Source organism: Streptomyces sp. NPDC101227 (assembly GCF_044767545.1).
In the GTDB taxonomy this organism is placed as follows: Bacteria; Actinomycetota; Actinomycetes; order Streptomycetales; family Streptomycetaceae; genus Streptomyces.
This window is the reverse complement of sequence record NZ_JBIWOD010000002.1, coordinates 545,807-570,765: the sequence shown is the minus strand read 5'-3', so window position 1 is coordinate 570,765 and position 24,959 is coordinate 545,807. Positions and strand designations below refer to the sequence as shown.

24 protein-coding genes are annotated in these 24,959 nt (G+C 71.2%); 14 read left to right on the top strand and 10 right to left on the bottom strand.

Annotated features, from left to right (window positions below):
* Positions 1 to 20: 20 nt before the first annotated feature.
* The 3 genes from ACIRPT_RS06335 to ACIRPT_RS06325 form a co-directional block, all read right to left on the bottom strand.
* Complete coding sequence (locus ACIRPT_RS06335; RefSeq protein ID WP_403823045.1) at positions 21 to 641, bottom strand: carbonic anhydrase; 621 nt, start codon at positions 639 to 641, stop codon at positions 21 to 23.
* A 676-nt stretch (positions 642 to 1,317) separates the two neighbouring features.
* Complete coding sequence (locus tag ACIRPT_RS06330) at positions 1,318 to 2,160, bottom strand: SMP-30/gluconolactonase/LRE family protein (RefSeq protein WP_403823043.1); 843 nt, start codon at positions 2,158 to 2,160, stop codon at positions 1,318 to 1,320.
* Positions 2,157 to 2,930 (bottom strand): IclR family transcriptional regulator, encoded by a 774-nt coding sequence (locus ACIRPT_RS06325; RefSeq protein WP_403823040.1) that lies wholly within the window; start codon positions 2,928 to 2,930, stop codon positions 2,157 to 2,159. The genes ACIRPT_RS06330 and ACIRPT_RS06325 overlap by 4 nt, the downstream gene beginning before the upstream one ends.
* 213 nt (positions 2,931 to 3,143) lie before the next feature.
* Between ACIRPT_RS06325 and ACIRPT_RS06320 the strand changes: the two genes are divergently transcribed.
* The 6 genes from ACIRPT_RS06320 (at position 3,144) to mmsB (ending at position 10,479) form a co-directional block, all read left to right on the top strand.
* On the top strand, positions 3,144 to 4,298 hold the full coding sequence (locus tag ACIRPT_RS06320) for a mandelate racemase/muconate lactonizing enzyme family protein (RefSeq protein WP_403823037.1): 1,155 nt from the start codon (positions 3,144 to 3,146) through the stop codon (positions 4,296 to 4,298).
* A complete protein-coding gene (locus tag ACIRPT_RS06315; RefSeq protein WP_403823034.1) occupies positions 4,295 to 5,329 on the top strand; it encodes a zinc-binding dehydrogenase in 1,035 nt (344 codons plus the stop codon). The genes ACIRPT_RS06320 and ACIRPT_RS06315 overlap by 4 nt, the downstream gene beginning before the upstream one ends.
* Positions 5,330 to 5,444: 115 nt before the next feature.
* On the top strand, positions 5,445 to 6,443 hold the full coding sequence (locus ACIRPT_RS06310; RefSeq protein WP_403823031.1) for a hypothetical protein: 999 nt from the start codon (positions 5,445 to 5,447) through the stop codon (positions 6,441 to 6,443).
* 1 nt (position 6,444) lies between these two features.
* Complete coding sequence (gene chvE, locus ACIRPT_RS06305) at positions 6,445 to 7,587, top strand: multiple monosaccharide ABC transporter substrate-binding protein (protein ID WP_403823028.1); 1,143 nt, start codon at positions 6,445 to 6,447, stop codon at positions 7,585 to 7,587.
* A 47-nt stretch (positions 7,588 to 7,634) separates the two neighbouring features.
* On the top strand, positions 7,635 to 9,170 hold the full coding sequence (mmsA, locus tag ACIRPT_RS06300; RefSeq protein ID WP_403823396.1) for a multiple monosaccharide ABC transporter ATP-binding protein: 1,536 nt from the start codon (positions 7,635 to 7,637) through the stop codon (positions 9,168 to 9,170).
* A 10-nt stretch (positions 9,171 to 9,180) separates the two neighbouring features.
* Positions 9,181 to 10,479: a multiple monosaccharide ABC transporter permease gene (gene mmsB, locus ACIRPT_RS06295; RefSeq protein WP_403823025.1), complete on the top strand. Its 1,299-nt coding sequence runs from the start codon at positions 9,181 to 9,183 to the stop codon at positions 10,477 to 10,479.
* Positions 10,480 to 10,667: 188 nt separating this feature from the next.
* On the opposite strand, the gene ACIRPT_RS06290 is transcribed toward mmsB, so the two are convergent.
* Together ACIRPT_RS06290 and ACIRPT_RS06285 are read right to left on the bottom strand one after the other, a co-directional pair.
* The gene (locus ACIRPT_RS06290; protein WP_403823022.1) at positions 10,668 to 11,279 is read right to left on the bottom strand and encodes a lipoprotein; all 612 of its coding nucleotides are present in this window, start codon (positions 11,277 to 11,279) and stop codon (positions 10,668 to 10,670) included.
* A gap of 210 nt (positions 11,280 to 11,489) precedes the next feature.
* On the bottom strand, positions 11,490 to 12,053 hold the full coding sequence (locus tag ACIRPT_RS06285) for a DinB family protein (RefSeq protein WP_403823020.1): 564 nt from the start codon (positions 12,051 to 12,053) through the stop codon (positions 11,490 to 11,492).
* A 315-nt stretch (positions 12,054 to 12,368) separates the two neighbouring features.
* Here ACIRPT_RS06285 and ACIRPT_RS06280 point away from each other — a divergent pair, with 315 nt between their 5' ends.
* Complete coding sequence (locus tag ACIRPT_RS06280; RefSeq protein WP_403823018.1) at positions 12,369 to 12,809, top strand: GntR family transcriptional regulator; 441 nt, start codon at positions 12,369 to 12,371, stop codon at positions 12,807 to 12,809.
* Positions 12,806 to 14,089: an alpha/beta hydrolase gene (locus ACIRPT_RS06275; protein ID WP_403823015.1), complete on the top strand. Its 1,284-nt coding sequence runs from the start codon at positions 12,806 to 12,808 to the stop codon at positions 14,087 to 14,089. Before ACIRPT_RS06280 ends, ACIRPT_RS06275 begins: the two co-directional genes overlap by 4 nt.
* A 172-nt stretch (positions 14,090 to 14,261) precedes the next feature.
* On the opposite strand, the gene ACIRPT_RS06270 is transcribed toward ACIRPT_RS06275, so the two are convergent.
* On the bottom strand, positions 14,262 to 14,918 hold the full coding sequence (locus ACIRPT_RS06270; RefSeq protein ID WP_403823012.1) for a hypothetical protein: 657 nt from the start codon (positions 14,916 to 14,918) through the stop codon (positions 14,262 to 14,264).
* A gap of 125 nt (positions 14,919 to 15,043) precedes the next feature.
* Positions 15,044 to 15,685 carry a TetR/AcrR family transcriptional regulator gene (locus ACIRPT_RS06265; RefSeq protein WP_403823009.1) on the bottom strand — a complete coding sequence of 214 codons (642 nt, stop codon included), beginning with the start codon at positions 15,683 to 15,685 and terminating at the stop codon, positions 15,044 to 15,046.
* Positions 15,686 to 15,922: 237 nt separating this feature from the next.
* Between ACIRPT_RS06265 and ACIRPT_RS06260 the strand changes: the two genes are divergently transcribed.
* Genes ACIRPT_RS06260 through ACIRPT_RS06250 form a run of 3 tightly spaced genes read left to right on the top strand, consistent with a single transcriptional unit; the run spans position 15,923 to position 18,822 of the window.
* Entirely contained in the window at positions 15,923 to 16,177 is a 255-nt protein-coding gene (locus ACIRPT_RS06260) for a ferredoxin (protein WP_403823006.1), read from the top strand.
* Positions 16,174 to 17,547 (top strand): NAD(P)/FAD-dependent oxidoreductase, encoded by a 1,374-nt coding sequence (locus ACIRPT_RS06255; RefSeq protein ID WP_403823003.1) that lies wholly within the window; start codon positions 16,174 to 16,176, stop codon positions 17,545 to 17,547. The genes ACIRPT_RS06260 and ACIRPT_RS06255 overlap by 4 nt, the downstream gene beginning before the upstream one ends.
* A gap of 12 nt (positions 17,548 to 17,559) precedes the next feature.
* Positions 17,560 to 18,822 (top strand): cytochrome P450, encoded by a 1,263-nt coding sequence (locus tag ACIRPT_RS06250; protein WP_403823001.1) that lies wholly within the window; start codon positions 17,560 to 17,562, stop codon positions 18,820 to 18,822.
* A 375-nt stretch (positions 18,823 to 19,197) separates the two neighbouring features.
* Here the strand turns inward: ACIRPT_RS06250 and ACIRPT_RS06245 are convergent, their stop codons facing one another.
* Positions 19,198 to 20,154: a LysR family transcriptional regulator gene (locus ACIRPT_RS06245; protein WP_403822998.1), complete on the bottom strand. Its 957-nt coding sequence runs from the start codon at positions 20,152 to 20,154 to the stop codon at positions 19,198 to 19,200.
* Positions 20,155 to 20,315: 161 nt separating this feature from the next.
* On the opposite strand from ACIRPT_RS06245, the gene ACIRPT_RS06240 reads away from it, so the two are divergent.
* Together ACIRPT_RS06240 and ACIRPT_RS06235 are read left to right on the top strand one after the other, a co-directional pair.
* Positions 20,316 to 21,233 carry a zinc-binding dehydrogenase gene (locus ACIRPT_RS06240; protein WP_403822995.1) on the top strand — a complete coding sequence of 306 codons (918 nt, stop codon included), beginning with the start codon at positions 20,316 to 20,318 and terminating at the stop codon, positions 21,231 to 21,233.
* 77 nt (positions 21,234 to 21,310) lie between these two features.
* Complete coding sequence (locus ACIRPT_RS06235) at positions 21,311 to 21,757, top strand: nuclear transport factor 2 family protein (RefSeq protein WP_403822992.1); 447 nt, start codon at positions 21,311 to 21,313, stop codon at positions 21,755 to 21,757.
* 120 nt (positions 21,758 to 21,877) lie between these two features.
* Here the strand turns inward: ACIRPT_RS06235 and ACIRPT_RS06230 are convergent, their stop codons facing one another.
* Together ACIRPT_RS06230 and ACIRPT_RS06225 are read right to left on the bottom strand one after the other, a co-directional pair.
* Positions 21,878 to 22,261 (bottom strand): barstar family protein, encoded by a 384-nt coding sequence (locus ACIRPT_RS06230; RefSeq protein WP_403822989.1) that lies wholly within the window; start codon positions 22,259 to 22,261, stop codon positions 21,878 to 21,880.
* 118 nt (positions 22,262 to 22,379) lie between these two features.
* A complete protein-coding gene (locus ACIRPT_RS06225; RefSeq protein ID WP_403822986.1) occupies positions 22,380 to 23,834 on the bottom strand; it encodes a serine hydrolase domain-containing protein in 1,455 nt (484 codons plus the stop codon).
* Positions 23,835 to 23,969: 135 nt separating this feature from the next.
* On the opposite strand from ACIRPT_RS06225, the gene ACIRPT_RS06220 reads away from it, so the two are divergent.
* The gene (locus tag ACIRPT_RS06220; protein ID WP_403822983.1) at positions 23,970 to 24,695 is read left to right on the top strand and encodes a TetR/AcrR family transcriptional regulator; all 726 of its coding nucleotides are present in this window, start codon (positions 23,970 to 23,972) and stop codon (positions 24,693 to 24,695) included.
* The last annotated feature ends 264 nt before the right edge of the window (positions 24,696 to 24,959 follow it).

Genomic DNA, 24,959 nt, shown 5'->3' with positions numbered 1-24,959 from the left:
CGAATTCGTGCGCGGCCGGTTCACAGGGCTTGGAAGGACAGTCCGCCGTCGTGCGGCTGTTGCGCTCTGACCGCGCCGGTGTGCACTTCGTAGTACCAGGCGTGCAGGGAGAGCGTGCCCGCGTCGATGCGTTCTTGGACGCAGGGGTAGCCGCGCAGCGTCTCCAACTGCGCGACGGCGTGGGCCTGTACGGCTTCCGCGACATCGGCGGAGGCCGCCGCCAGCGAGCGGACGGGGGCGTGCGGCGGCACGGCTTCCTCCAGCCAGCCGCGGACGGCGGGAACGGCGGAGAGGTCCTCGCCGCGGACCACCGCCCCTATCGCGCCGCAGTGGGAGTGCCCGCAGACGATGACGTCGCGGACGCCGAGGACGCGAACGGCGTACTCGATGGTGGCCGCCTCGCCCGTGGGGCGGTCGGCGCCGGGGTAGGCCGGGACGATATTGCCGGCGGTACGGAGTTCGAAGAGCTCGCCCGGGCGCGCCCCGGTGATCAGAGCCGGTACGACGCGCGAGTCCGAGCAGGTGATGAACAGGACTTCCGGGGACTGCCCGGCCTCCAGGGCCTGGAACAGTTCCGCATGCCGGGGGTCGGCCACGTGTGTGGCCGAGAAGGAGCGCGCGTTGTCGATGAGTGACTTCATGATGGCCTGCCTCCTGCGCCTGCGCGGCTTCAGCCGGGGCGCGGTGTGGTCGGGTCGGTCAAGAGCTATGGAGGGGTGTGGCGGCGATGTGTCGGCGCCACGTCCTCGGGGCGTTACGCCACACCACTGCGGCGCAGTCGGATTCGCAGCCGCAACAGCACTTTACCAGCACTTTGCCTGTTGATGACGGAGGAAATTATCGTCAATAGTCATGCAAACTGGGCATTGATCAAATTTAGGGCCGGATGAAAAGGCGCACGACACCGTCGCAGATTGCCCCAATGAGCTGTCCGCTCACTACATTTGCGCCGTTGACCGCCACGGGGAGCCTCGCAATCGACACATCGGGCGACACCGCGGGGGCGGCCACACCCTTCGCCCGAGCGACGGTTGCGCTTTAGTTTTCCTTTACCTTGAGTTGACCCGGCGGGACGCGACGCGCCGCCTGGGTCGCCACAGGGCGGCCGGCGCGTCCGCCACCAAGTCGTCTCTCTCCCCCACCGCGGCGTCTCCGGTCAACGTACGGGCGAACGCGGGGAGTTCGGCGTGGTGGCGCCCGAAGAACGCCAGAAGAACGCCCGGAGCTCGGCCGTGGCGTCGTGCGGCGGTCCGTTCGGGTGCACTCAAGGGGCGCCTGCCCGATGCCGCGCTGCGGTCCCCGCCCCCGCGTCCCGGCTCAGCCCGCAAAGGGAATGCCGGCCGTCCCGTGGCCCGCGTCCGGCAGCACCAGGAGCGATCCGGCGAGCGGATGCGGGCGGCTCTGGCCGGTGCGGGCCGTGGTGATGTACAGGTCGCGCAGGTCCGGGCCGCCGAAGGCGCAGGCGGTGGGGCGCGGTACGGGCAGCCGCACCGTCCGGTCCAGACGGCCGTCCCGGGTGTAGCGGCGGACCTGGCCGCCGTCCCACAGGGCGACCCAGACACCGCCGTCGGCGTCGACGGTGAGCCCGTCGGGGAAGCCCGCGCCGGGCTCGATGGCCGCGAACTCCCGCCGCTCGACGATGTGTTGGCCCTCGACGCGGAGCGTGTCGATGCGCCGGGTGGGGCTGTCGACGTAGTAGACACGGGTGCCGTCCGGGCTCCAGCCGGTGCCGTTGCTGACCGCAACGTCGTCGAGGAGTACGGCGGCGGTGCCGTCGGGCGCGACACGGGTGAGGGTGCCGCCGCCGGGCGACTCGTCGTAGCGCATGGTGCCCGCCCACAGGGCACCGTCGGGTGCGACGGCGGCGTCGTTGCCGCGGCGGCCCGGCACCGCGTCCCGTACCAGCCAGGTGAACGCGCCCCCGGCGTCGTACAGGCCGATGCCGTCCCGGAGGTTGACCACCAGGCCGCCCCCGGCGCGCGGCTTGGCGGCGCCGACGTGCTGCTCGGTGGCCATGACCGTGCGGCGGCCGGTGGCCGGGTCCCAGGTGTGGACGCGGGAGCCGAGGATGTCCACCCAGATCAGCCGGCGCGCGGCGGTGTCCCAGGTCGGGCCCTCGCCGAGCTCGGCCGATGCGCGTACCGCGAGTTCGGCCCTCACCAGTTGCCCCGGTAGCCCAGGCTGACGGACAGGTCGCCGGCGCCCTTCACGGCCAGCTCGCTCAGTGCGCGCTCCCGCTCCTCGCTCCAGCGCACCATGGGAACGGAGATGGACAGGGCCGCGACGACCGCGCCGGAGGCGTCCCTGACCGGGGCGGCGACACAGCTGACGTCCGGGTTGGCCTCGCGGTGCTCGACGGCGGTGCCCGCCATCCTGATCTCGGCGAGCTCCTCGCGCAGCGCGTCGGAGTCGGTGATGCTGTTCGGGGTGAGGGCCACCAGCTCCTCGCACTCCTCCAGGCGGGCCTCCAGCTCGTCGTCGGCGAGCGAGGCGAGCAACATCTTGCCCACGGAGGTGCAGTGGGCGGGCAGTCTGCGGCCGGTGGCCGAGACCATGCGTACGGCGTGGATGGAGTCGACCTTGGCGATGTAGATGACGTCCACGTCCTCAAGGATCGCGACGTGCACGGTCTCGTCGCAGGTCTCGGCGACCTCGCGGGCCACGCGCTGGCCTTCGGCGGCGAGGTCGAGCTTCTCCGCGTACCGGCTGCCGAGCTGGTAGTTGCGCACTCCGAGGCGGTAGCGGCCGGGCTGTTCGGGGACGGGCACCAGGTAGGAGCGGGCGGTGAGCGTGGTGACGAGTTCGTGCACGGTGGTGCGCGGTAGTTGGAGCTTGCGCACGATGTCGGGTGACGAGAGCGTGCCGTCGCCTTCCAGGAACAGTTCCAGTATGTCCAGCGCCCGGGTCACTGCCGGAACGTGTCGCCCCATGGGTGCGCACCCACCCCTCTGCTTCGTTCGAAACCCCGGCCCCTTGCCGGTATGACGAACACAGGCTAAGCACAGGTCACTTCGGCGGGCAATCGTCCTACCGACGATCCCTCCTCCGCGCAACCCATTGACACCCCTTGGACGGCCTGTTTACGTTCACGCCACGATCTCGAACGGCTGACGAAATACCGAACACGCGAGAGGGCAACTGCCTTGCGCATCACCGGAATCAGCACCCACGTCGTCGGAACTCCCTGGCGGAACCTCACGTATGTCCTGGTCCACACCGACGAGGGACTCACGGGGGTCGGCGAGACCAGGATGCTCGGGCACACCGACGCCCTGATCGGCTATCTGCGCGAGGCGGAGGCCCATCACATCGCCGGCTCCGACCCGTTCGCGGTCGAAGACCTGGTGCGCCGCATGAAGTACGGCGACTACGGGCGGGCCGGGGAGATCGTGATGTCCGGCATCGCGGTGATCGAGACGGCGTGCTGGGACATCAAGGGCAAGGCGCTCGGCGTACCGGTCTGGCAGCTGCTCGGCGGCAAGGTGACGGACCGCGTCAAGGCGTACGCCAACGGCTGGTACACCACCGAGCGCACCCCGGAGGCGTATCACCAGGCGGCCCAGGAGGTCGTGGCCCGCGGCTACCGCGCCCTGAAGATCGACCCGTTCGGGACCGGTCACCTGGAGCTGGACCACGAAGCGACCCTGTACGCGGTGGGGCTGATCGAGGCCGTGCGCGACGCGATCGGCCCCGAGACCGAACTGATGCTGGAGATGCACGGCCGGTTCGCGCCCGCCACGGCGATCCGGCTCGCCCGCGAGCTCGCCCCCTTCGAGCCCGCCTGGCTGGAGGAGCCGGTGCCGCCGGAGAACCTCAAGGCGCTGAAAAAGGTCGCCGACAAGGTGGATCTGCCGGTCGCGACGGGTGAGCGGATCCATGACCGGATCGAGTTCCGCGAGCTGTTCGAGTCCCAGGCGGCCGACATCATCCAGCCCGACCTGGGCCACATAGGCGGCATCCTGGAGACCCGCAAGCTCGCGGCCACGGCCGAGACCCACTACGTGCTGGTGGCTCCGCACAACGTCGGCGGCTCGGTGCTGACCGCGGCCTCCCTCCAGCTCGCCGCCTGCACCCCCAACTTCAAGGTTCTCGAGCACTTCAACGACTTCGCGGACGCGGAGATCAAGAAGGTGGTGCGCGGGGCGCCCGGGGTCGACCCGGCCACGGGCTGCTTCGAGGTGTCGCACGCCCCGGGCCTCGGCGTCGAGCTCGACGTGGACGCGGCGGCGGAATTCCCGCAGCAGAAAGCCCGGTTCGACCTGTGGGCCGACGGCTGGGAGCAGAGGAAACCCCGGTGACCGGCCCCACGGCACCCCCCGCGAGCCGCGCGCTGGTCATCGACCGCCCCGGACGGCACCGGCTGGTGTCCGGCACGGTGCCCGCGCCGGGCCCCGGCGAGGTCTTGGTGCGCGTCGCGGCGGCCGGGATCTGTATGAGCGATCGCGAGGTGTACGACGGGCACCGCGACGCCGCCTACGTCCGCTACCCGGTGATCCCCGGGCATGAATGGTCCGGCACCGTCGAGGACGTCGGCGCGGGAGTGGACGGCGCGCTCGTCGGGCGCAGGACGGTGGCCGAGGGGTTCCGCGCGTGCGGGTCCTGCGAGCGCTGCCGGTGCGGCGAGACCAGCCTGTGCACCGACGGCTATGCGGAGACCGGGTTCACCGAGCCGGGCGCCTTCGCCGATCATCTCGTGCTGCCCGCCCGCCTGTTGCACCTGCTGCCGGACGACGCGGACCTGCGCGCCGCCGCGCTGCTCGAACCGGCCGCCGTGGTCGCCGCGGCGGTACGGGCCGGGCGGCCGGTGCCCGGCGAGCGGGTCGCCGTGGTCGGCGCGGGCACCCTCGGCCTGCTCGCGGTGCAGCTGCTCGCCGCGTCGTCGCCGCGAGAACTGACCGTGATCGATCCCCGGTCCGCGCGCGGCAAGCAGGCCCTGGCCTTCGGCGCGAGCGGGGCGCGCACGCCCGGCGAGGCCAAGGGGCTCGTGGCCCGCTTCGATCTGGTGGTGGAGACCGCCGGTGCGCCCACCACGGCCGGTGACTCCTGCCGGCTCGCCCGCAGGGGCGGCCGGGTCGTCCTCACCGGCATGTTCGCACCCGGCGCCGAGGGCATCGACCCGGTGCATCTGTCGCTCAGCCAGCTGGAGGTGCGCAGCGTCTTCGGCGCCCCCTCGTCCGCCTGGTCGGACGCGGTGCGGGCGTTCGCCCAAGGACTGCTCGATCCCGCACCGTTGATCACCCACGAGTTCCCGCTGGAACGGTTCGGTGAGGCCGTCGCCCTGGTCGGCAGCGGGGACCCGACGGCCGGAAAGGTGCTGCTCCGGCCCTGAAGACGTACGCCGGTACGGAGCACGCGCCCGCTCCGTACCGGCGTACACCCACGACCCGCACGGCCGTATGTCCTTCTGCCCGAACCGCGTCCGAAATACCGAACATTGGAGTCTCGTGATCGACCCTTCCGTGATCGGCCCGTCCGCGATCGCCCCTGCCGCCCCGCGCAGGCCCGGCGGCGCAGCGCTCGACCGCATCGGTCACCCCTCGCCCCGCACCGACCCCGCCGACGCCTCGCCGCACACCTTCCCCGACGGCGGCACCTGGCGCACCGAGATCCCCTCCGTGGAGGGCCCCGAGGCGCTGGCCACCGTGCTCAAGGAGAGCTCACGGCTCGATGTGCCGATCCACCGCATCAGCCAGGGCAGCGGCGTGTGGATGCTCACGGACACCGAGATCACCGAGATGGCCGAGTCGTGCGCCGAGCGCGATATCGAGCTGTGCCTGTTCACCGGCCCGCGCGGCACCTGGGACACCGGCGCCGCCACCCGCACCGACTCGGGCGGCGCGGGGCTGCGCGCCCGTGGCCATGATGCGTTCGCGGGCTGCGTCGAAGACGCCCTGCGCGCCGCCGAGTTGGGCGTGCGGTGTCTGCTCGTCGCCGACGAGGGGGTGCTGTGGACGCTGCACCGGCTGCGCGTGGCGGGCGTGCTGCCCGCCGACACGACCCTCAAGGTGTCGGCCCTCATCGGCCCGGTCAACCCGGCGTCGTACATCGTCTTCGAGCGCCTCGGCGCCGATTCCCTGAACGTGCCGTCCGATCTCACCCTCGACCACCTCACCGAGATCCGCCGGGCCGGCCGCGCCCCGATGGACCTGTATGTCGAGGCGCCCGACGACCTCGGCGGCTTTGTGCGGATGTACGAGGCCGCCGAGCTGATCCGACGCGGCGCGCCGCTGTATCTGAAGTTCGGGCTCAGCAAGTCGCCCGGCATCTATCCCTACGGCGCCCAACTGCGTGAGACCGCTCTGGCCGGCGCCCGGGAACGGGTGCGGCGCGGCCGGCTGGTCCTCGACCTGCTCGCCCGGCTGGGCGCCGACGGCGGTATGTCGCCGCTCGGCTCCCGCGACCCCGGTGAGCTGCGCCGCTTCCCCGTTCCGGAAGGAGACTGATATGCGCACCCGTACCCGCCGTGCCGCCCTCGCCGCGACCGTGGCCGGGCTGCTCGCCCTGTCCCTCGCCGCCTGCGGCCAGGAGGCCCTGGGCGGCAGCCGCTACAAACCCGGGAAGGGCAAGGGCGTCACCGTCGGCCTCGCCATGCCGACGAAGTCCTCGGAGCGGTGGATCGCCGACGGCGAGAACATGGCCAAGCAGTTCCGGAAGGCCGGATACCGGACAGATCTGCAGTACGGCGACGACAAGGTGGAGAACCAGGTCGCCCAGATCGAGAGCATGATCACGAAGGGTGACGGCCTGCTCGTCGTCGCGGCCATCGACGGCTCCGCCCTCTCCGACGTGCTCGAGCAGGCCCACGAAGCGGGCATCCCCGTGATCTCCTACGACCGCCTCATCATGGGCACCAAGAGCGTCGACTACTACGCGTCCTTCGACAACGAGCGGGTCGGCCGCCTCCAGGCCCAGTACATCGTCGACAAGCTGCACCTCGGCAAGCCAGGCAGACCCGAGAAGCCCGGCAGGTCCGAAGAGGGCGGCAGGTCCCACACCATCGAGCTGTTCGCGGGCTCGCCGGACGACAACAACACCAAGTACTTCTGGAACGGCGCCATGAAGGTGCTGCGCCCGTACTTCGACAGCGGCCGGCTGGTCGTACGCAGCGGGCAGACCGGCATGGCCAAGGCGGCGACGCTGCGCTGGAGCGGCGAGAGCGCGCAGAAGCGGATGGACGACATCATCACCAAGAGTTACGGGCAAGAGCGGCTCGACGCCGTGCTCTCGCCGTACGACGGCATCTCGATCGGCGTCATCTCGGCGCTGCAGAGTGCCGGTTACGGCACCAAGAGCCAGCCGCTGCCGGTGGTCACCGGCCAGGACGCGGAACTGGCGTCGGTGAAGTCGATCATCCGCGGCGAGCAGACGCAGACCGTCTTCAAGGACACCCGCAAGCTCGCCAAGCAGGCCGTGCAGATGGGGGATGCCGCGCTCACCGGCAAGAAGGTCGAGGTCAACAACACCACCGACTACGACAACGGCGTCAAGACCGTCCCGTCGTACCTCCTCGACCCGGTCAGCGTCGACGAGAAGAACACCCAACTCCTCGTGGACGAGGGGTACTTCACGGCGGGACAGCTCAGGTGACCGGGGCCGCGGGCACCACCGTCGAAGGCGCCGGCCCGGTGCTGCGGATGTGCGGCATCACCAAGACCTTCCCCGGCGTGACGGCGCTCAGCGACGTCGATCTGACCGTGCGCGCGGGCGAGGTCCATGCCGTCTGCGGGGAGAACGGCGCGGGCAAGTCGACGCTGATGAAGGTGCTCAGCGGGGTGCATCCGCACGGCAGTTACGAGGGCGAGATCTCCTTCGAGGGCCGGCCGGTCGCGTTCAAGGACATCCGCGCGAGCGAACGCCTCGGCATCGTGATCATCCACCAGGAGCTGGCGCTCGTCCCCCATCTGTCGATCGCGGAGAACGTCTTCCTCGGCAACGAGCAGACCTCCGGCGGCTTCATCGACTGGAACGGCACCCTGCGCCGGGCGGCGAAACTGCTCGCCCGGGTCGGCCTGCGCGAGCAACCCGGGACCCCGGTCAGTGAACTGGGCGTCGGGAAACAGCAGTTGGTGGAGATCGCCAAGGCCCTGGCGAAGGAGGTGAAGCTGCTCATCCTCGACGAGCCGACCGCGGCACTCAACGACGAGGACAGCGCGAAGCTCCTCGACCTGATCCTGGAGCTGCGCGCCCAGGGCATCGCCGCCATCGTCATCTCGCACAAGCTCGGCGAGATCAGGGCCGTCGCCGACTCGGTGACGATCCTGCGCGACGGGCGGACCATCGAGACGCTCGCCGTCCGCGCCTCCCCGGGCGCCGCGCCGGAGGTGTCCGAGGACCGGATCATCCGCGGCATGGTCGGCCGCGACCTCGACCACCGCTATCCCGAGCGGACCCGCTACGAGGGCGCGGACGCGGGCGAGGTCGCCCTGCGCGTCAAGGGCTGGACGGTGCGCCATCCCGTCGACCGGCAGCGCACGGTGGTCGACGACGTGTCGCTGACCGTGCGGCGCGGCGAGATCGTCGGCGTCGCCGGGCTGATGGGCGCGGGCCGCACCGAGCTCGCCATGTCCGTCTTCGGCCGCTCGTACGGGAGTTATGTCTCCGGAACGGTCGAGGTCGGCGGGCGCGAGGTGCACACCGGGACGGTGCCCGCCGCGGTCGCCGCCGGGATCGCGTACGTCACCGAGGACCGCAAGCAGTACGGCCTGAACCTGATCGACACCATCCACCGCAACATCTCCCTGGCGTCGCTGCCGGGCATGGTGCGCCGGGGCGCCGTCGACGAGCACCGCGAGCGGTCCGTCGCGGAGCGCTACCGCTCGTCGATGAACATCAAGGCGCCCACGGTCTTCGAGCGGGTGGGCCGGCTCTCCGGCGGCAACCAGCAGAAGGTCGTGCTCGGCAAGTGGATTCACGCGGACCCCGAGGTGCTGATCCTCGACGAGCCGACCCGTGGCATCGACGTCGGTGCCAAGTACGAGATCTACACCGTGATCGACCGGCTCGCCGCGCAGGGCAAGGCGGTGCTGATCATCTCCTCCGAACTGCCCGAGCTGCTCGGGATGTGCGACCGGATCTACACGATGGCCGAGGGCCGCCTCACCGGTGAGGTCGAGCGGGCCGACGCCACCCAGGAAGTCCTGATGCGTCATATGACCATGAACAGAAGCTGAGGCCCCTGTCATGACGACCACGACCACACCGCCCGAGGACGCGGCCACCGGAGCGGCGCCGCCGCCGTCGACCGGTGCGCTGCTGCTGCACGGGCTGCGCACCAATATGCGCCAGTACGGCATGCTCTCCGCGCTGGCCCTCATCGTGCTGCTCTTCGGGTTCTGGACGGACGGCGCGCTGCTGCGCCCGGGCAACATCTCCAACCTGCTGCAGCAGAACGGCTACATCCTCATCCTGGCCATGGGCATGATGGTCGTCATCATCGCGGGCCATATCGATCTGTCGGTCGGCTCGGTCGCCGCGTTCGTCGGCGCGATATCGGCCGTCATGATGATCGAACACGAGCTGCCCTGGGGCCTGGCACTGGCCCTCTCGTTGCTCATCGGCGCGGTGGCGGGCGCCTGGCAGGGCTTCTTCATCGCCTACCTCGGCATCCCGTCGTTCATCGTGACCCTCGCCGGGATGCTGCTCTTCCGCGGCCTGACGCAGATCACCCTGGCGGGCCAGTCCCTTTCCCCGTTCCCAGAGGCTTTCCAGAACCTCGCCAAGGGCGTCGTACCGGAGGCGGGCCCGGCCTGGAGCATCCCGTTGCCCTTCGATCTCCACCTCGACCTGGGCTTCATCGAGCTGAAGACACAGGCGATCGGCCCGTACCACAACCCGACGCTGCTGATCGGCCTCCTGGTGATCGCGCTTCTGCTGCTGCGCGAGGTCCGCGACCGCCGCCGTCAGCGCTCCTACGAACTGGAGGTGCTGCCGCGCACCCTCTGGATCCTCAAGTGCGTGGCCATCGGGGCGGCGGTGCTGGCGTTCACGCTGACCCTGGCGAGCTGGCACGGCATGCCCGTGATCATGCTGATCGTGAGCGGACTGCTGCTCGGCCTCGGCTATGTCATGCGCAATGCGGTCGTGGGCCGGCACGTCTATGCGCTCGGCGGCAACAAGGCCGCGGCGAAGCTGTCGGGCGTCAAGGACAAGCGCGTCACCTTCTTCGTCTTCGTCAACATGGGCGTCCTGGCGGCCCTCGCCGGCTGTGTCTTCGCGGCCCGGCTCAACTCCGGCACCCCGCAGGCCGGCCTCAACTTCGAGCTGGAGGCCATCGCGGCGGCGTTCATCGGCGGGGCGTCGATGAGCGGCGGCGTCGGCACGGTCCTCGGTGCCGTCATCGGCGGCCTGGTGCTCGGCGTCCTCAACAACGGCATGAACCTCGTGGGCGTCGGCACCGACTGGCAGCAGGTCATCAAGGGCCTGGTGCTGCTCGCCGCGGTCGGCGTGGACGTGTGGAACAAGCGCAAGGCCGGTTCGTAGCCCGGCGCCCCGCCCCCGATGACGGCATGCGACGGCCCGGCCGGAGGGAGGTCCGGCCGGGCCGGCGCGCGCAGTTCTTGCCGTCGGGGCGCCATTGCCCGTCGCCTGGGTCTCCTGTGGCCCGTCACCGTTGTTGTCGCGATGAAGCGCACGCGGAGGCCAGGAGTCAGGAGTGCGGAGGCCAGGAGTCAGGAGGTCAGGCCGAGGGACTTCTTGGCCAGCTCGAACGCCGGAAGCATCGCCTTGTGCTCGTCCGCGTCGAGCCCTCCGAGATGGAGGACCACGCCACCGTGCTTGGTCATCACTGCCAGCGCGCGTTCGGGCCTGACCTCGCCGGCGGACGGGTCGGCGACGGTGTAGCTGGCCTCGGTGGCGGACAGACCACCGGCCTTGACCTCGCGGAGCTTGAGCTTGCTCTCGAAGTGCTCGGCGGCGACGAACTCCTTCATCAGGGCGCGGGAGGTGCCGCCGGGCGCTGCGGCGCCCTTGGTGCCGGACCACACGGTGAGGAACCCGATGTTCCCGGCGGGCTTGGCGTCGAGCTCGCAGGCGGGCGTGAGCGGTCCCTGATGGCCGAGCGGACCCATCTGGTCCACCGTTGCCTGCGTGATGGCCTCCGCCTTCCAGGACGTCGCGAGGGTGAAGTGCACCGGCAGTACGCACGCCGTGCCCTTGTCGCCAAGCTTCTTCTCGGGGGCCTTCTTCTTCTCGTCCCCGCCCTCGCCTCCGCCGAACGAGCAGCCGCCGAGGACGCTCATCGCGACCATCGCACTCACCATGGCCTGCGACACCTTGCGCATTCCGGAAATCCCCCGCCCTTTGAGCATGAAGTTTTGAAAATTCGCCGCAGCATATACGACAAGTTCGATCTCGAACCACACCGTTTCACCGATGCGGCAGGGCGGGGTACGCGTCCCATCCGTCCGACGGCGCGGAGACCGGCGCCGTCGGACGGTGTGTGAGGTCTGACTACTTCGGGAGTCCGGCGACGGATGTACCCCCGGCCCTCGTCACTGGCCCACCCTTCCGTCGATGCACTCGCGCAACAGATCGGCGTGCCCGCAGTGACGGGCGTACTCCTCGATCCTGTGCACCATCAGCTCCCGCACGGCGATCCCGTCCTTCCGCAGACGCTCGCCCAGATCCGGGTGCTCGGCCAGCGCGGCGTCGGTGGCGGCCTGCTCGCGCTCCAGATCGGCGTACGCGGCGTCGACCTCGGCCTGTTCGCCGACGGCTCCGTCGAAGTCCCCGTCGCGCTCGCCGTACAGCTTCGGCAGCGGATCATCGTCGCTGATCCAGTTGAACCAGTCCCGTTCCGCCTCGGCGAGGTGCCGCAGCAGGCCGAGCAGCGACATCGTCGACGGCGGAACCGAACGACGGGCCAGTTGCTCCGCGTCCAGACCCTCGCACTTCATGCGCAGGGTCATGCGGTAGCCCGACAGGAAGTCCAGCAGCGTCGCAAGCTCGCCGTCCGGACTGGCACCGTCGCGGGGGTCGTCGTCCGGGTCAACCCACATGTCGGGGTAGACAGTTGCCCGGGTCCATCGTGCGGGTTCATCGCTCATGCGGCCCATGGTCGTCCGTGAGGGCCCCGGCTCGCGAGTGCGTTTTCCGGTTGACGGCTCGGCGGCTCGGCGGCTCGGGCGGGGAGGTCGCGGATGGGCCGGAAGGTGCCGCGTGAAGCCACGGTCGGTGGAGGCTCGGCGCTCGATCGGGGAGAACCGGACCTCGCCCCGGCCGCGGCGGTGACCATCCCGACCGGCCCAGGGCCGACGCAGAACCGCAAGCCCTCACCGAAATTTTGTCGCGTCCTTAACGGCCTCACCGCCCCCGCAGACCGCTTTACTGTTCTATAAAAGATATAACAGCCCGACAATGGGAGCCGGAACGTGATCCTCAGCCTCGATCTGAGCAGCGAGGTCCCGATCTACCAGCAGATCCGGAACCGGATCGTTGAGGCCATCGCGTCCGGTGAACTGCTCGAAGGCAGTTCCCTGCCCTCGACCCGGCAGCTCGCCGTCGATCTGGGCATCAATTTCCACACCGTGAACAAGGCGTATGACCTGCTACGGCGGGAGGGCCTGCTGCGGATCAACCGCAAGAGCGGCGCCCTGGTGCAACGCGACGCGCGCAGCGGTCCGCCGGAGCCCGGTTTCGCCGACGAGTGGGAGACACGGCTGCGGACGCTGCTCGCCGAAGCGGTTGCCCATGGCGTCGGCGATCCGACGGTTCTGGACAGCTGCGGGGCCGTACTGACCTCGTTCAGGCCATCCGCATGTGCCGCAGGCGGCGCGGGCCACGGTGCGGAGGTAGGAGATTCGGCGTTATGAACAGCGGAACGCTACTGGTCAACGCGGCCATACCAATAACCTGGCCGATCCGGCACGCCGACCAGCCGCTGTCGCCGGTGCTCGCGGTGCTGCCGGTGCTGCTCGGTCTCGCCATCGTCGTCGGCGTCGCGCTCCGTACCCGGCACAGGAGCAGCCGACCGCCCGTGAGCACCGGCGCCTGGCGGCGCCGCGTACTGGCCGTGCTCATGGCCGCGGTCGCCGTCACCGCGGCCGGACCGGTGTCGGGGACGGCCGTGGTGACGGCGACCGCGGCCACGGCGGCCCGTTCCACGGCCGTGATACCCGCCAGTGATCGCCAGGTGGAGTTCACCGTCGACGGCGCCACCACATACGGCACCGTGCACATCCCCGCCCATCTCGCGGGCCAAAAACTTGCCGCCGCCCTGTTGCTCCCCGGCAGCGGCCCGACGGACCGCAACGGCGACCAGCCGCCTGAGATCAGACCGCACACCCTCGCCCTGCTCGCGAACGCCCTTGGCGATGACGGTGTGATGAGCCTGCGCTTCGACAAATACGGCACGGGCCGTACCGGATATGGCCGGTACAAGAACTCCGACAGCCTCGACATGACCGCGTACACCGACCAGGCTGTCGCCGCGTACAACGCCCTGCGCGCCCAGCCCGAGGCCGACTCGCACAAGCTGATCGTCGTCGGGCACAGCGAGGGAGGCCTCCAGGCGCTGCTCGTCGACCACGCCGTACGGCCGAAGCCCGCCGGGCTGGCGCTCATCGCCCCGCAGGACACCCGGCTCCTGAACGCGCTCGGCCGTCAGCTCGCGGACGACTTGGACCGGCAGGTCAGGGCGGGCGAACTCTGGCCCGGGCAGGCGGAGTTGAACAAGGAGGGCCTGGCCCAGGCCATCGCGGACTTCCGTGCCGGACGTCCGGTGGAAACGTCGAGGCTGCTGCCCTTCATCGCTTCCTTTCTCACCGCGGCGCTCGGTCCGCACAACGCCGCCTTCGTCCGCAGCGACGACGTCCTCTATCCGCCGGACATCGCCCGAGGCGTCGTCCCTGGCACCCGCGTACTGATCACCTGTGGCACCGCGGACACCAACGTGCCGTGCCGGACCCTGACGCCACTGGTCGCGGCCTTGGCCGCGGCCCACACCACCGGTCCCGGGCTACGGATCCTGCCCGGCCTCGACCACTTCCTTCACCCGGCGGGCACCCCGGTCAACTACCAGGTGATCGCCCCGGCCGCGCAGCGCGCCCTGTCCGACTTCGTCCGCCCCTGGAAGCCCCATCCGGCGCCCTGAGCGACTCGTACAGGGCCGCGGCCAGGCCGGCGCTTTCGTTCTGGTGAACCGGGTGCCCCGGCAGCGGTGACGCCGGCGATGACTCAGCACGGGATCCCCTGGCGGCGGGACCGACGGGCCGGCCGTCAGGGGCGGGTGGCCGAGACGGTCGCCCGCACGAGGTCCTGCCCGGTCACGTTGTCGCCCGGGCCGGGCTCGGCTGCCCGGTCGTCCGGGGGGTGGGGGCGATCAGCAGCTTGGCGTGGACCCTGGGCCCCAGGACGGTCACGGTGACGGCGATGGCCGCGGCGGTCAGCACCTGGGCGTTGGCCACGTAGGGATCGATCAGCATCTGGGCCAGCAGCGCGGCGGCGATGAGGCCCAGCTTGGCGCAGATGACCCGGGGTGCCGACAAGGTGGGGCGGGCCGAGGGGTGCACACCCCCGGCCCGTGCGCGGTGGGCGGCGCGGATCTGCAGCGGGATGGTCAGCAGGACGCAGAGGATGCGGATGCCGAGCGCCGTGGTGTCGTGGGCGGTGTGCGGGTCCATCAGGTGGCCGAGGAGGGCGCCGGCGACGAGGGCCGCCGAGACGATGAGGATCCGGGCCGCGATCAGCCGGGCGAGCGCCGGGCCGGGGTGCGCGGACTCGTAAAACGCGGCGGTGAGGCGGCGGTTGGTCCGCAGCAGCAGCGGCGGTATGAGCAGCAGGAGGAAGGCGGCGCGGACGGCGTGGGCCCAGGCCGGCTCGTTGGCCTCTCCCAGCCACATGAAGGCGAGGACCGCCCCGGCCACCACGTAGCCCCTGCGGATGCCCCGGGCAGCTGATGGCCGTTGCGGGTTCGGGTTCATGAATGCGGCTCCTTGCGGGAGGAGTTGCGGGCGATCGGGGCCCTGCCGTGGCAGTGGCGCACGGGACGCCCGCCGTTGGTGGCGGACCGCGGGGCGATCCAGGAAGCCGTGCCGGTGAGTGCCGCTCAGTCCTGGTCGGCGGGACGGGCCGGTGCGGGGCCCGCACCGATGCCGCTGAACAGCCAGCGCAGGGCCTGGCCGAAGAGCTCTTCGGGAACGCTGTCCGGATCGACGCGCCGCAGGCGCACCAGCCCCTGGAACAGCGCCACCACCACGGTGGCCACGGAGTCGGTGGGGACCTCGGACGGGGCGCCCTGCTCGGCGAGCCAGGTGTCGATCAGGCCTTCCAGCGCCTGACGCGGTTCGCGCAGGGCGTCGGCCATCGTGTCGAGGACGTGGGGGTTGCGTACCGCGTAGAGCCAGAACTCGGCCTGGAGGGGTGCGAAGTCGGTGTCCTTGTCGGCGACGTGCACCAGCAGGCGGCCCAGCTCGGCGGCGGCCTCCCCGGTGCCCGCCTCGTGGCGGTCGAGGGTCTGGGCGGCCTCGGCGACGCGGCCCAGACCGCGTTCGGCCATCAGCTCCAGGAAGAGGGCCTCCTTGCCGCCGAAGTTGGAGTACAGCGCACCGATGGAGAAGCCCGCGGACTCGGCGATCTCCTCCACCGAGGCACCGGCGAAGCCCTTACGGGCGAAGACCCGGGCCGCCGCGTCCAGCAGCAGCCGCCGGGTGCGGGCCTTGGCCTCCGCGCGGGTGAGTCGCTGCCGCACGGGTTCAGCATGTTCATCACGCTCGGTACTCATGTTGCTCATGCTATTCAAATAGTGATGACTATGTCAATGCGCCGATAGCGTGTACAGTCCAAATAGTGGTTGCTATCTGAATGGCGGTTGCGGCGATGGGATCCGCGGGCGGTCCCGAGACGCCCCCGACGATCGCGGAGAGGTCCGCGGACCGAGCCGCAGAACGTGCCGCCGTACCCCGCTGACCTGGGAGGAGAGCGAAAGATGTGCACCGATTCGCCACCCGCCGAGCTCCGGCTCGTCGTGGATCTCAATCGATGCCAGAGCTACGGACAGTGCGTCTACGCCGCGCCGGACGTCTTCCGGTTCCACGGTGAGGAGGCCGTGGAATACGACTACGCGCCCGATCCCCGTACGCGCCGCGAGGTCGAGCGGGCCGCCGCGGCGTGTCCCGTACAGGCCATCACCCTGGGCAGGGCCACCGAGGCCGCGCCCCTGACCACGCAGAGTGAACGATGAACGGCCCCGGGCGCATCGTCGTGGTCGGCGCCTCCCTGGCCGGGCTGCGCGCCGCCGAGGCGCTGCGCGACGAGGGGTTCGACGGCGAACTCACCCTCATCGGCGACGAACCGCACGCGCCCTACGACCGCCCGCCGCTGTCGAAGGCGGTCCTGTCCGGCTGGCTGTCCACCGACCACACCGTGCTGCCCCGGGTGCGCAACATCGACGCCCGTTGGCTGCTCGGCACCCCCGCGAGCGGCGTTGACCTGCGCGAACGCCGGGTGACGCGGGCCGACGGGCGGGAGGTTCCGTACGACCGGCTGCTGATCGCCACCGGCACCCGGGCCCGGCCCTGGCCCCAGCGGCAGGGCGGTGCCCTGGACGGGGTGCATCTGCTGCGGTCCCGCGACGACGCCGACCGGCTGCGCGCGGCACTCGCCGCCGGGCCGGGCCGGGTGCTGGTGATCGGCGCCGGATTCACCGGCGGCGAGGTCGCCTCGTCCTGCCGCGACCTGGGCCTCGAGGTGACGGTGACCCAGCGCGGCGGCGGCCCGTTGGCGAGCGCACTGGGCGGTGTCATCGGCCGTTCCGTGACCGGCTGGTACCGCGACGCCGGGGTGGACCTGCGGCTCGGCACCACGGTCCAGGCACTGGAGGGCGACGCCCACGGCTGGTTGCGGCGCGCGGCCCTGTCCGACGGGACCCTGGTGGAGGCCGAGGTGGCCGTCGTCGCCACCGGCGCCCTCGCCAACACCGAGTGGCTGACCGGCTCCGGGCTGGCGGCGGACGTCCGCGGTGTGGAGTGCGACAACGCCTGCCGGGCCCTGTCCGACGACGGAACACCGGTGCCGGACGTCTTCGTCGCCGGTGACATCGCCCGCTGGCCGCACCCGCTCTACCCCGGGCAACTGCTGTGCCTGGACCACTGGGACAACGCCGTCGCGCAGGCCCGTACCGCCGCACACAACATGACCCACGGGTCACGGTCGCCTCGTGCGCATCGCCCCCTGCCGGCGTTCTGGTCCAACCAGTTCGGGGTCAACCTCAAGTGCCTGGGGCTGCCGGCGCAGGCCGATCAGGTCGTCGTCACCCAGGGCTCGCTCGACCAGCGGCGCTTCGTGGCCGCGTACGGCCGGCGCGGCCGCATGGTGGCCGCCGTCGCGGTGGACTCCCCCCGTGTACTGGACGGATACGCCGCCCTGATCGAGGCCGGAGCGCCTTTCCCTCCGGAGCTCAACGCCGCCGACGGACCGGAACGGCTCGACCCGCTCGACGCGGAGTTCCCCCGGCCCGCCGGCGCTGCGTTCGCGCCGGGTCCGTCCATCCCGTCCATATCGCCCGCCCCTTCCACCCCTTCCATCCCTTCCGCCCTGGCCGGACACGAGTGAGGGAGCTCCACCATGACTTCAACCACGACCTCGACCACGACCTCCACCGCTACCTCGACCACGCACCGGCACACCGCCTCGGACCTGTTCACCCAGGCCCTCCGCCACGAGCACCGGGCCGACCCCTACCCCCACTACGAGCAGTTGCTCCGGCAGCCGGTCGTGCGCATGGACGACGGGACCTGGCTGGTCAGCGGTCACCGCGAGATCAGCCTGCTGCTGCGCGACCCCCGCATCAGCGCCGACCGGCTCCCCCCGGAACACCAGCGGCCGATCCGCAAGAGCCTGCTGGTGGAGGACCCGCCCCGCCACGACCAGCTGCGCCGCCTGGTCACCCAGCAGTTCGTCCCCCGCGTCATGGGCATGCGCGACCACATCGACGCGCTCGTCACCGGGCTGCTCGACGCGCACACCAGCGAGCGGCCGGGACAGCTGGACGTCGTCGCCGACCTGGCCTACCCCCTGCCCGTCACCGTCATCTGTGAACTGCTCGGCGTACCGCGCGAGGACGAGTCCCTCTTCGGCAGCCTCGCCCGTCGGCTCACCCGGGGTCTGGACCCCATCGACACCCAGACCGAGGACGAGATCCGCGAACTCCTGGCGGCGCGGGCCGAGTTGCAGCAGTACCTCGAAGGGCTCATCGCGCGGCACGGCGCCGTCGCCCCCGGTGACGACCTGCTCTCCGGCCTGATGCACGGCCAGGGCCCCGAAGGCCCCATGGACCCCGTGGACCTCCGCGTCACGCTCGGCCTGCTGCTCATCGCCGGCCACGAGACCACCGTCAACCTCATCGCCAACGGCACCCTCGCTCTGCTGCGGCACCCCGAAGCCCTTGCCCGGCTGCGCACCGATCCCGATCTCGCCACTCCGCTCGTGGAGGAGGTGCTGCGCTACGACCCGCCGGTACAGATGTCCGGACGCAGCACCCTGGCCGACATCGACGTCTCCGGCACCACCATCCCCAAGGGGTCACGCATCCGCCTGCTCCTCGCCGCCGGCAACCGTGACCCGCGGCGCTTCGCGGACCCGGGCCGGTTCGTACCCGACCGTCCCGACAACGCCCATCTCGGGTTCGGCGGCGGCATCCACTACTGCATCGGCGCCACCCTCGCCCGTGCCGAGGCGGGGATCGCCCTGACGGCGCTCGCCCGCCGCCTGGAGTCCCCCCGCCTCGTTGCCGACCCCCCGCCCTACCGGGAGAACGCCATCCTGCGCGGCCCGGAACGCCTCCCGGTCTCCTTCACCCGCCTCGTGCCCGCTGCGGGCGGCGCCTGACGGCCCACGGAGCGCGCGGGACGCGTACGCCTCGGCCGTGGACCGCACGAACGGGTGGTGACCGATGGTGGCGTGGCGTGGACCGGCCCGGGCGGGGTCGCCTCGAGGGCGGCCCCGCCCGGTTGGGTAACCGCGCGGCGCAGCCGGTCCAGTTCGTCCCGCAAGCGGGCGTCCTTCTTCGCGTCCCGACGCAGGGTCCGCCGGGTGACGATGTGACGAACACGCTCGCCGCGTCCGCGGGTACGGGGCCAACAGCGCCTGCGTGGAAGGTACTTGGCGGTGAAGGCAGGGACCGGTATCGCACGGGTACGCCCGTGCCCGCGCCCGAGCCACGGTCCGGGCGGGCCGAGGAGACGGGGAGAGCCCCGGGTCCGACTAAGGGGTGCGGCCCGCGAGCTTCACGTGGTCGGTGTCCGGGAGCCAGTCGCGCTGGGGGTCGTAGTCCAGCCAGCGCCGCGAGCGGCCGGTTTCGGTGAAGCCGCGCAGCAGGGTGTCGAGCTGCGGGTGGCGGGCGGACTCGCGCCAGGCCAGCGACCAGGCGTACAGCGGGGTCGGCTCGACGAGCGGGATGGCCCGCAGGCCCGCGTGGTCGGGCAGCGGTGCGTCGGCGGGGAAGAGGGTGAAGGACCCGGCGTCGTCGCGGAGGTGCTGAACGAGGTGGTCCGGGCCCAGGTTGGGGCCGTCCTGCCGCCGGGTGAGGGCGAAGTGGTCGGCGAAGCGGCGGAGGAAGTCCAGGCGGGTCAGTTCGGCGGGGCACCACAGGGTGCTGTCGCGCAGGTCGGCCGGGCGCAGCGCGTCCGCGCCGGCCAGCGGGTGGGACGGTCCGACCAGTGCGTCGACCGGTTCGAGCCGCACCAGCCGCTGGGTCAGCTCCGCGTCGCGGCCGCCGGGCAGCGGGTGCACCCGGCCGAGACCCAGGTCGGTGTCGCCGCGCAGCAGCGCCTGCGCGACCGAGGGCCAGTCGCGTCCGTGGCCGGGCTCCAGCCGCACCGGCCCGAGCGCCTGCACGGCCTGGGCGACGGTGCGCATCGGGGCGTAGAGGTGCCCCCAGGTGTCGATCCGTACGACGGACCCGGCGCCGCACACCGCCGCGATCGCGCGCTCACCCGCCGTCAACGCCTCGTGCGCGGCCGGCAGGAACCGTTCGCCCGCCTCGGTCAGCCGGACGCCGCCCTCGCGCTCGAACAGCCGGACGGTCAGCAGCTCCTCCAGCCGCGCGATGCGTTTGGACAGCGCCTGCTGACTGGTGTTCAGCTCCCCGGCCGCCCGTCCGAAGTGCAGCGTTCCGGCGGTCGTGGTGAACGCGCGGACGAGGGCGAGGTCGAGATCCATGGCGCTGACCTTATGCGACAACCGAACGTTGTCGGCCTGGCGGCTTCGTTGTTGGCGGGGCCACACCGCCACCCGGTCAGATGGTCCTCGACGCCGCACCGGGCGCCGGACCGGGCACCACACCACGGACGGCCCCGGAGATCACCGAGGAGAGGACCACGATGAAAGCCCTGATACCGACCGGGGATCCGGCCGAACCGGTCGTACTCGCCGACGTCCCGGAGCCGGCGCCGCGCCCGCATGAGGCGCTGGTGAAGGTCGAGGCGTTCTCGGTCAACCGGGGCGAGACGTTCAAGCTGGAAAAGCCGGTGCCCGGCGAGCGGCCGGGCAAGGACATCGCGGGGCTGGTCGTCCAGCCGGCCGCCGACGGAAGCGGACCGTCCGGGATCACCCGGGTCGTCGGCCACCCCATGGCGGGCGGCTGGGCGGAGTACGTGGCGGTGCCGACGGACGCCCTCGCGGTACTGCCGGACGGCGTCTCCGTGCTCGAGGGCGCGGCGCTGCCGCTGGCCGGGCTCACCGCGTTGCGGCTGCTGCGGGTCGCCGGGCCCGTGCCGGGCCGGCGCGTCCTGCTGACCGGTGCGTCCGGCGGCGTGGGCCACTACGTGACCGAACTCGCGGCCGCGGCGGGGGCGCAGGTCACCGCCGTGACCCGGGACGCCGAACGCGGCGCCCGGCTGGCCGAGCTCGGCGCCGAAGTCGTCCACGACGTCGCCGACGCCCGTGGCCCCTACGACGTCGTGCTGGAGTCGACCGGCGGCCGGGCCCTCCCGCTCGCCCTGGCGCGGCTCGCCAGGCGCGGCACGCTCGTCTGGTTCGGCCAGGCCAGCCGTACGCCCGCCACGCTCGACTTCTTCGACTTCTTCAAGGGCCCCGAATCGGCCGTCATCCGCCACTTCCACTATCTGGACGCGGACTCCCGCCTCGACGACGACCTGGCAGCGCTGGTCCGGCTGACCCAGCAGGGCCGTCTGCACCCGGAGATCGGCCGCGTCACGGACTGGGCCGACACCGCGACCACCCTCACGGACCTGCGCGACCGCCGCATCCGCGGCAAGGCCGTCCTCACCCTGCCCTGAACCCTGAACCCCGAACTCCCTTCCCCCGCCCCCTTCCCCGACCGCGAACTCCGCACAGCAACCCAAGGAGCATGACCATGACCACCATGAACGTCACCACCGACCCCCGGACCGTCGTCATCCGCTACGTCGAGGCCGTGCGCGACGGCGACGCCGATGTCATCCACGACAGCTTCGCCGAGGACGCGACCTGGCACTACCCGGGCAGCCTGCCGGTCTCCAAGGTGTGGCACGGCCGCGACGCGATCATCAACGACTTCCTCGGCGGCATGGGACCCGCCTTCGTCCCCGGCACCCTGGAAATAGCCCTGGTCAGCACCGTCGCCGAGAACGACCGCGTGGTGGCGGAATGGACCTCGAAGGCCACGACCGTGCACGGCGGCCGCTACGACAACCGCTGCCTCGGCATCTTCACCGTCCGCGACGGCAAGATCACCTCCGTCATCGAATACGCCGACACGCACCATGTCGCCGCCGCCCTCTTCCCGGATCAGGACAGCCCCCGGCCCACCGGCGACGCGTGACGCGTGACGCGTGACGCGTGACGCAGCTTCGTCCCTGCCGCACTTGGTCTCCCATGGGTCTCGATCCGCGGCCCTCGACGAGGCCAGCGGCAGGGAGAGCTGCGTGACCCGTCCGCACGGTCAAAGAAGGCGCAGGCCGCCCGGAAGTTCCTCTTCGATGATCTCGACCAGCCAGTCGAAGGCGGTCGGGCCACGCCCGGCACGGGCCTCCGCAAGCCTGGCGGCCATGCGGTCCTTGTTCGTCGGATGACAGCGGACGAGCCATTTCTCGAGCTGGCGAGCGGTTTCATCGTGTCCGAGGCTCCGGCGGGAGGCTTCGTGATCACGCCACTCGATCACGAAGTCGCCGTCGTCCGGTGTCCCGAAACCGCCTCGGAGGCAGTCCGCGAAGGCATCGAGGTTGCGGCCGAAGTAGCCGCCGCAGCCGATGCTTTCGCCGGCGACCCGCCAGAAGTCCTCCAGCGTCTTGACCTCACTGCCGTCCAGCACATATCTCACCGTCACAGCCCGCAGACTATGTCCGGCCCGGTGGCGCGCCTATCCGTTTTTGACCCGGGCCGTTCCGGCAGCGGCTCACGCGGATTCACCGGAATGCGGGCCGGCTTCGCGCGGTGCGGCCGTGCTACGCGACCTTGGGGCCGCAGCGCATCCCGATGTACACGCACCCGGTGCCGTCCAGCAGCGTGGAGAAGATCACGGGCATGTAGTCCTCGCTGAACGCCGCGCCCACCCCCGTACCGGCGAAGACCGTCTCCGTCACCGGCACCAGATCGATATCCAGGGGTTCGGAGAAGTCCTTCATGCCGTCGACGAACTCGTACACCATGTGCCCCGCACCGTCGCGCTCGGTCACGGTGATGATCACGCCCTCGCGCCGGTACGTGCCGACGAGCGGCGCGAAGTCGACCACGGGAGGCTCCGCCGGCGGGGCGAAGGCGTCCGGCATCGTCACCCCGGCGAGTTCGGCGAGGAGTTCGCGGTAGAGCGCCGCGTACAGCTCGCGCGCTCCGCCGCCGTTGGTGAGCAGCGCGACCGCGACGCCCGCCGACGGGACGACGCGCAGATAGCCGTACTGCCCGATCGAGGCGCCGTCGTGGCCGTAGCCCTGGATTCCGTTCCAGTCGTACAGGGTCCAGCCCAGACCCCAGCCGTCCGCGCTGACCGACCACTTGTCGGGGGAGTCCACGACCCGGCGCTGCATCAGCGCGACGGTCTCCTCGGAGAGCACCCGGGTACCGTCCTGTGCCACTCCGCCCGCGAGGTGCATCCGCGCGAGCCGCGCGAGGTCCCCGGCCGTGGCGAGGACCCGGCCGTACGGGCCCGCCGAGCGCGGCATCAGGTCCCAGGACGGCGCCGGTTCCGGGTCCTGGCCCGGCTCGCCCAGGTGGCCCATCGCTGCGCGGAACCGCAGTGCCTCCTCGGGCAGCGTCATCGTGTGGTCGAGGCCGAGCGGGGTGAAGAGCAGGTCCTTCAGTGCCTCGTCCCAGACCTTGCCGGTCAGCACCTCGATGATGCGGCCGAGCACGACGTACCCGATGCCGCTGTACGAGAGCGCCTCGCCGGGCGGGCAGTCGAGTGCCACGCCCTTCGCTGCCTCGACGTACTTGGCGAGGCAGTCGTCGCCGCGCCCGCTGTCATAGGTGAAGTCGCAGGTGAGGCCGCTGGTGTGGCTGAGCAGCTGGCGCGTGGTGATCGCCCTGGTCACCTCGGGGTCGGCGACCGAGAACTCCGGCAGGACGTCCACGACCGGTGCGTCCAGGTCCAGTTGGCCCGCGTCGGCGAGCTGCATGATCAGGGTCGCGGTGTAGACCTTGGCGATCGAGCCCATCTGGAAGACCGAGTCGGTCGTCGCCGTCACGCCCGTGCCGCGGTGCAGCACTCCACTGGCCAGCTCGTGGACGGTTCCGTCCACGAGGACCGCGAGGGACGCGGCCGGGACGTGGTGCTTGGCGCGCAGTGCGTCGAGGCGCTGCTGCCAGCGGGCGAGGTCCAGTTTCTTTCCCGCCGAGTCCCTGGCCCCCCAGTCGCCCGTGGCGTCCCAGTTACCCCGCTCGTCCCAGTTCACGTTGTTCGACATGTCTGCTCCCACCCCATTGCGTACGGCGTTCTCTTGATGTGAACACTGTACGCATGCCGTAACGCTGTACGCAAGGTGCGCACGGCGTGCGCTACCGTGACGGGGAGACGACGCACAGCAGAGATGAGGGGCCGCATGCCAGCCGACAAGAAGCCGACCGCCTCGGTATGGAGCCGGCCGCGGCCCCGGCAGCGGGAACACCTGACCCGCGAGCAGATCGTCGCCGAGGCAATCCGGTTGCTGGACGAGGAGGGCATCGAGGCGCTCAGCATGCGCAGGCTCGGCACCCGCCTGAACGCGGCGGCCACCTCCATCTACCGCCATGTGGCCAGCAAGTACGAGCTGATCGAGCTGGTCGTGGACGACGTCTACGGCGAGCCCGGGGTGCCGGCCACGGCCGACGGTAAGCAATGGCGGGCCGCCGTCACCCGCACCGCCACCGAGCTGCGGGCGATGGTCCTGCGCCACCCGTGGATCGCCCCCGAGCTGGGCCAGGTGGGCCTCGTCCATATCGGCCCGAACGCCATAGGGATGTCGTCGGGGCTGCTGGCGCAGTTCGAGGCGGCCGGTTTCCCGGCGGACGAGATGGACCAGGCGATGGGAACGCTGATGGCGTATGTCATCGGGACGGCGGTGTCCGAGGCCGCGTACCTCTCGGGGATCGCCCGCAGCGGAAAGACCGAGGAGGAATGGGTGGCGGAGCTGCGGCCGGCCTTCGACGAGGCGTCCCGGGAGCACCCGCGGCTGCGCCAGGGAAGCTCCGCCCAGCCGGACGCGGACCCGCAGCGGATCCGCGATGACTCCTTCGCGTACGGACTCGACCGGGTCCTCGACGGCCTGGCGGCCCGGCTCGACGCCTGAGCCCACGCGGGGTGGCACGCCAAGCCCCGAACGCGCAGCGGTCAGCGCGTTCAGCCCGCCCGCTTTCTGCCACGCGCTTCAGGACCGGAAGCCGTCTGCGCTTTGGCGTGCCGGTGTGCGTGGCGCAGGCGGGGACGCGGATCGCGGTGCAGGCGCTGGGACCGGATGCGGCAGCGGGAGGAGGGCGGGCAGTCGGGATTCACCCACGTGGTAGCGGGGGAAAAGGTTGTTCTCCAGGAGCGTCACCGGAAACCTTGCCGGGCC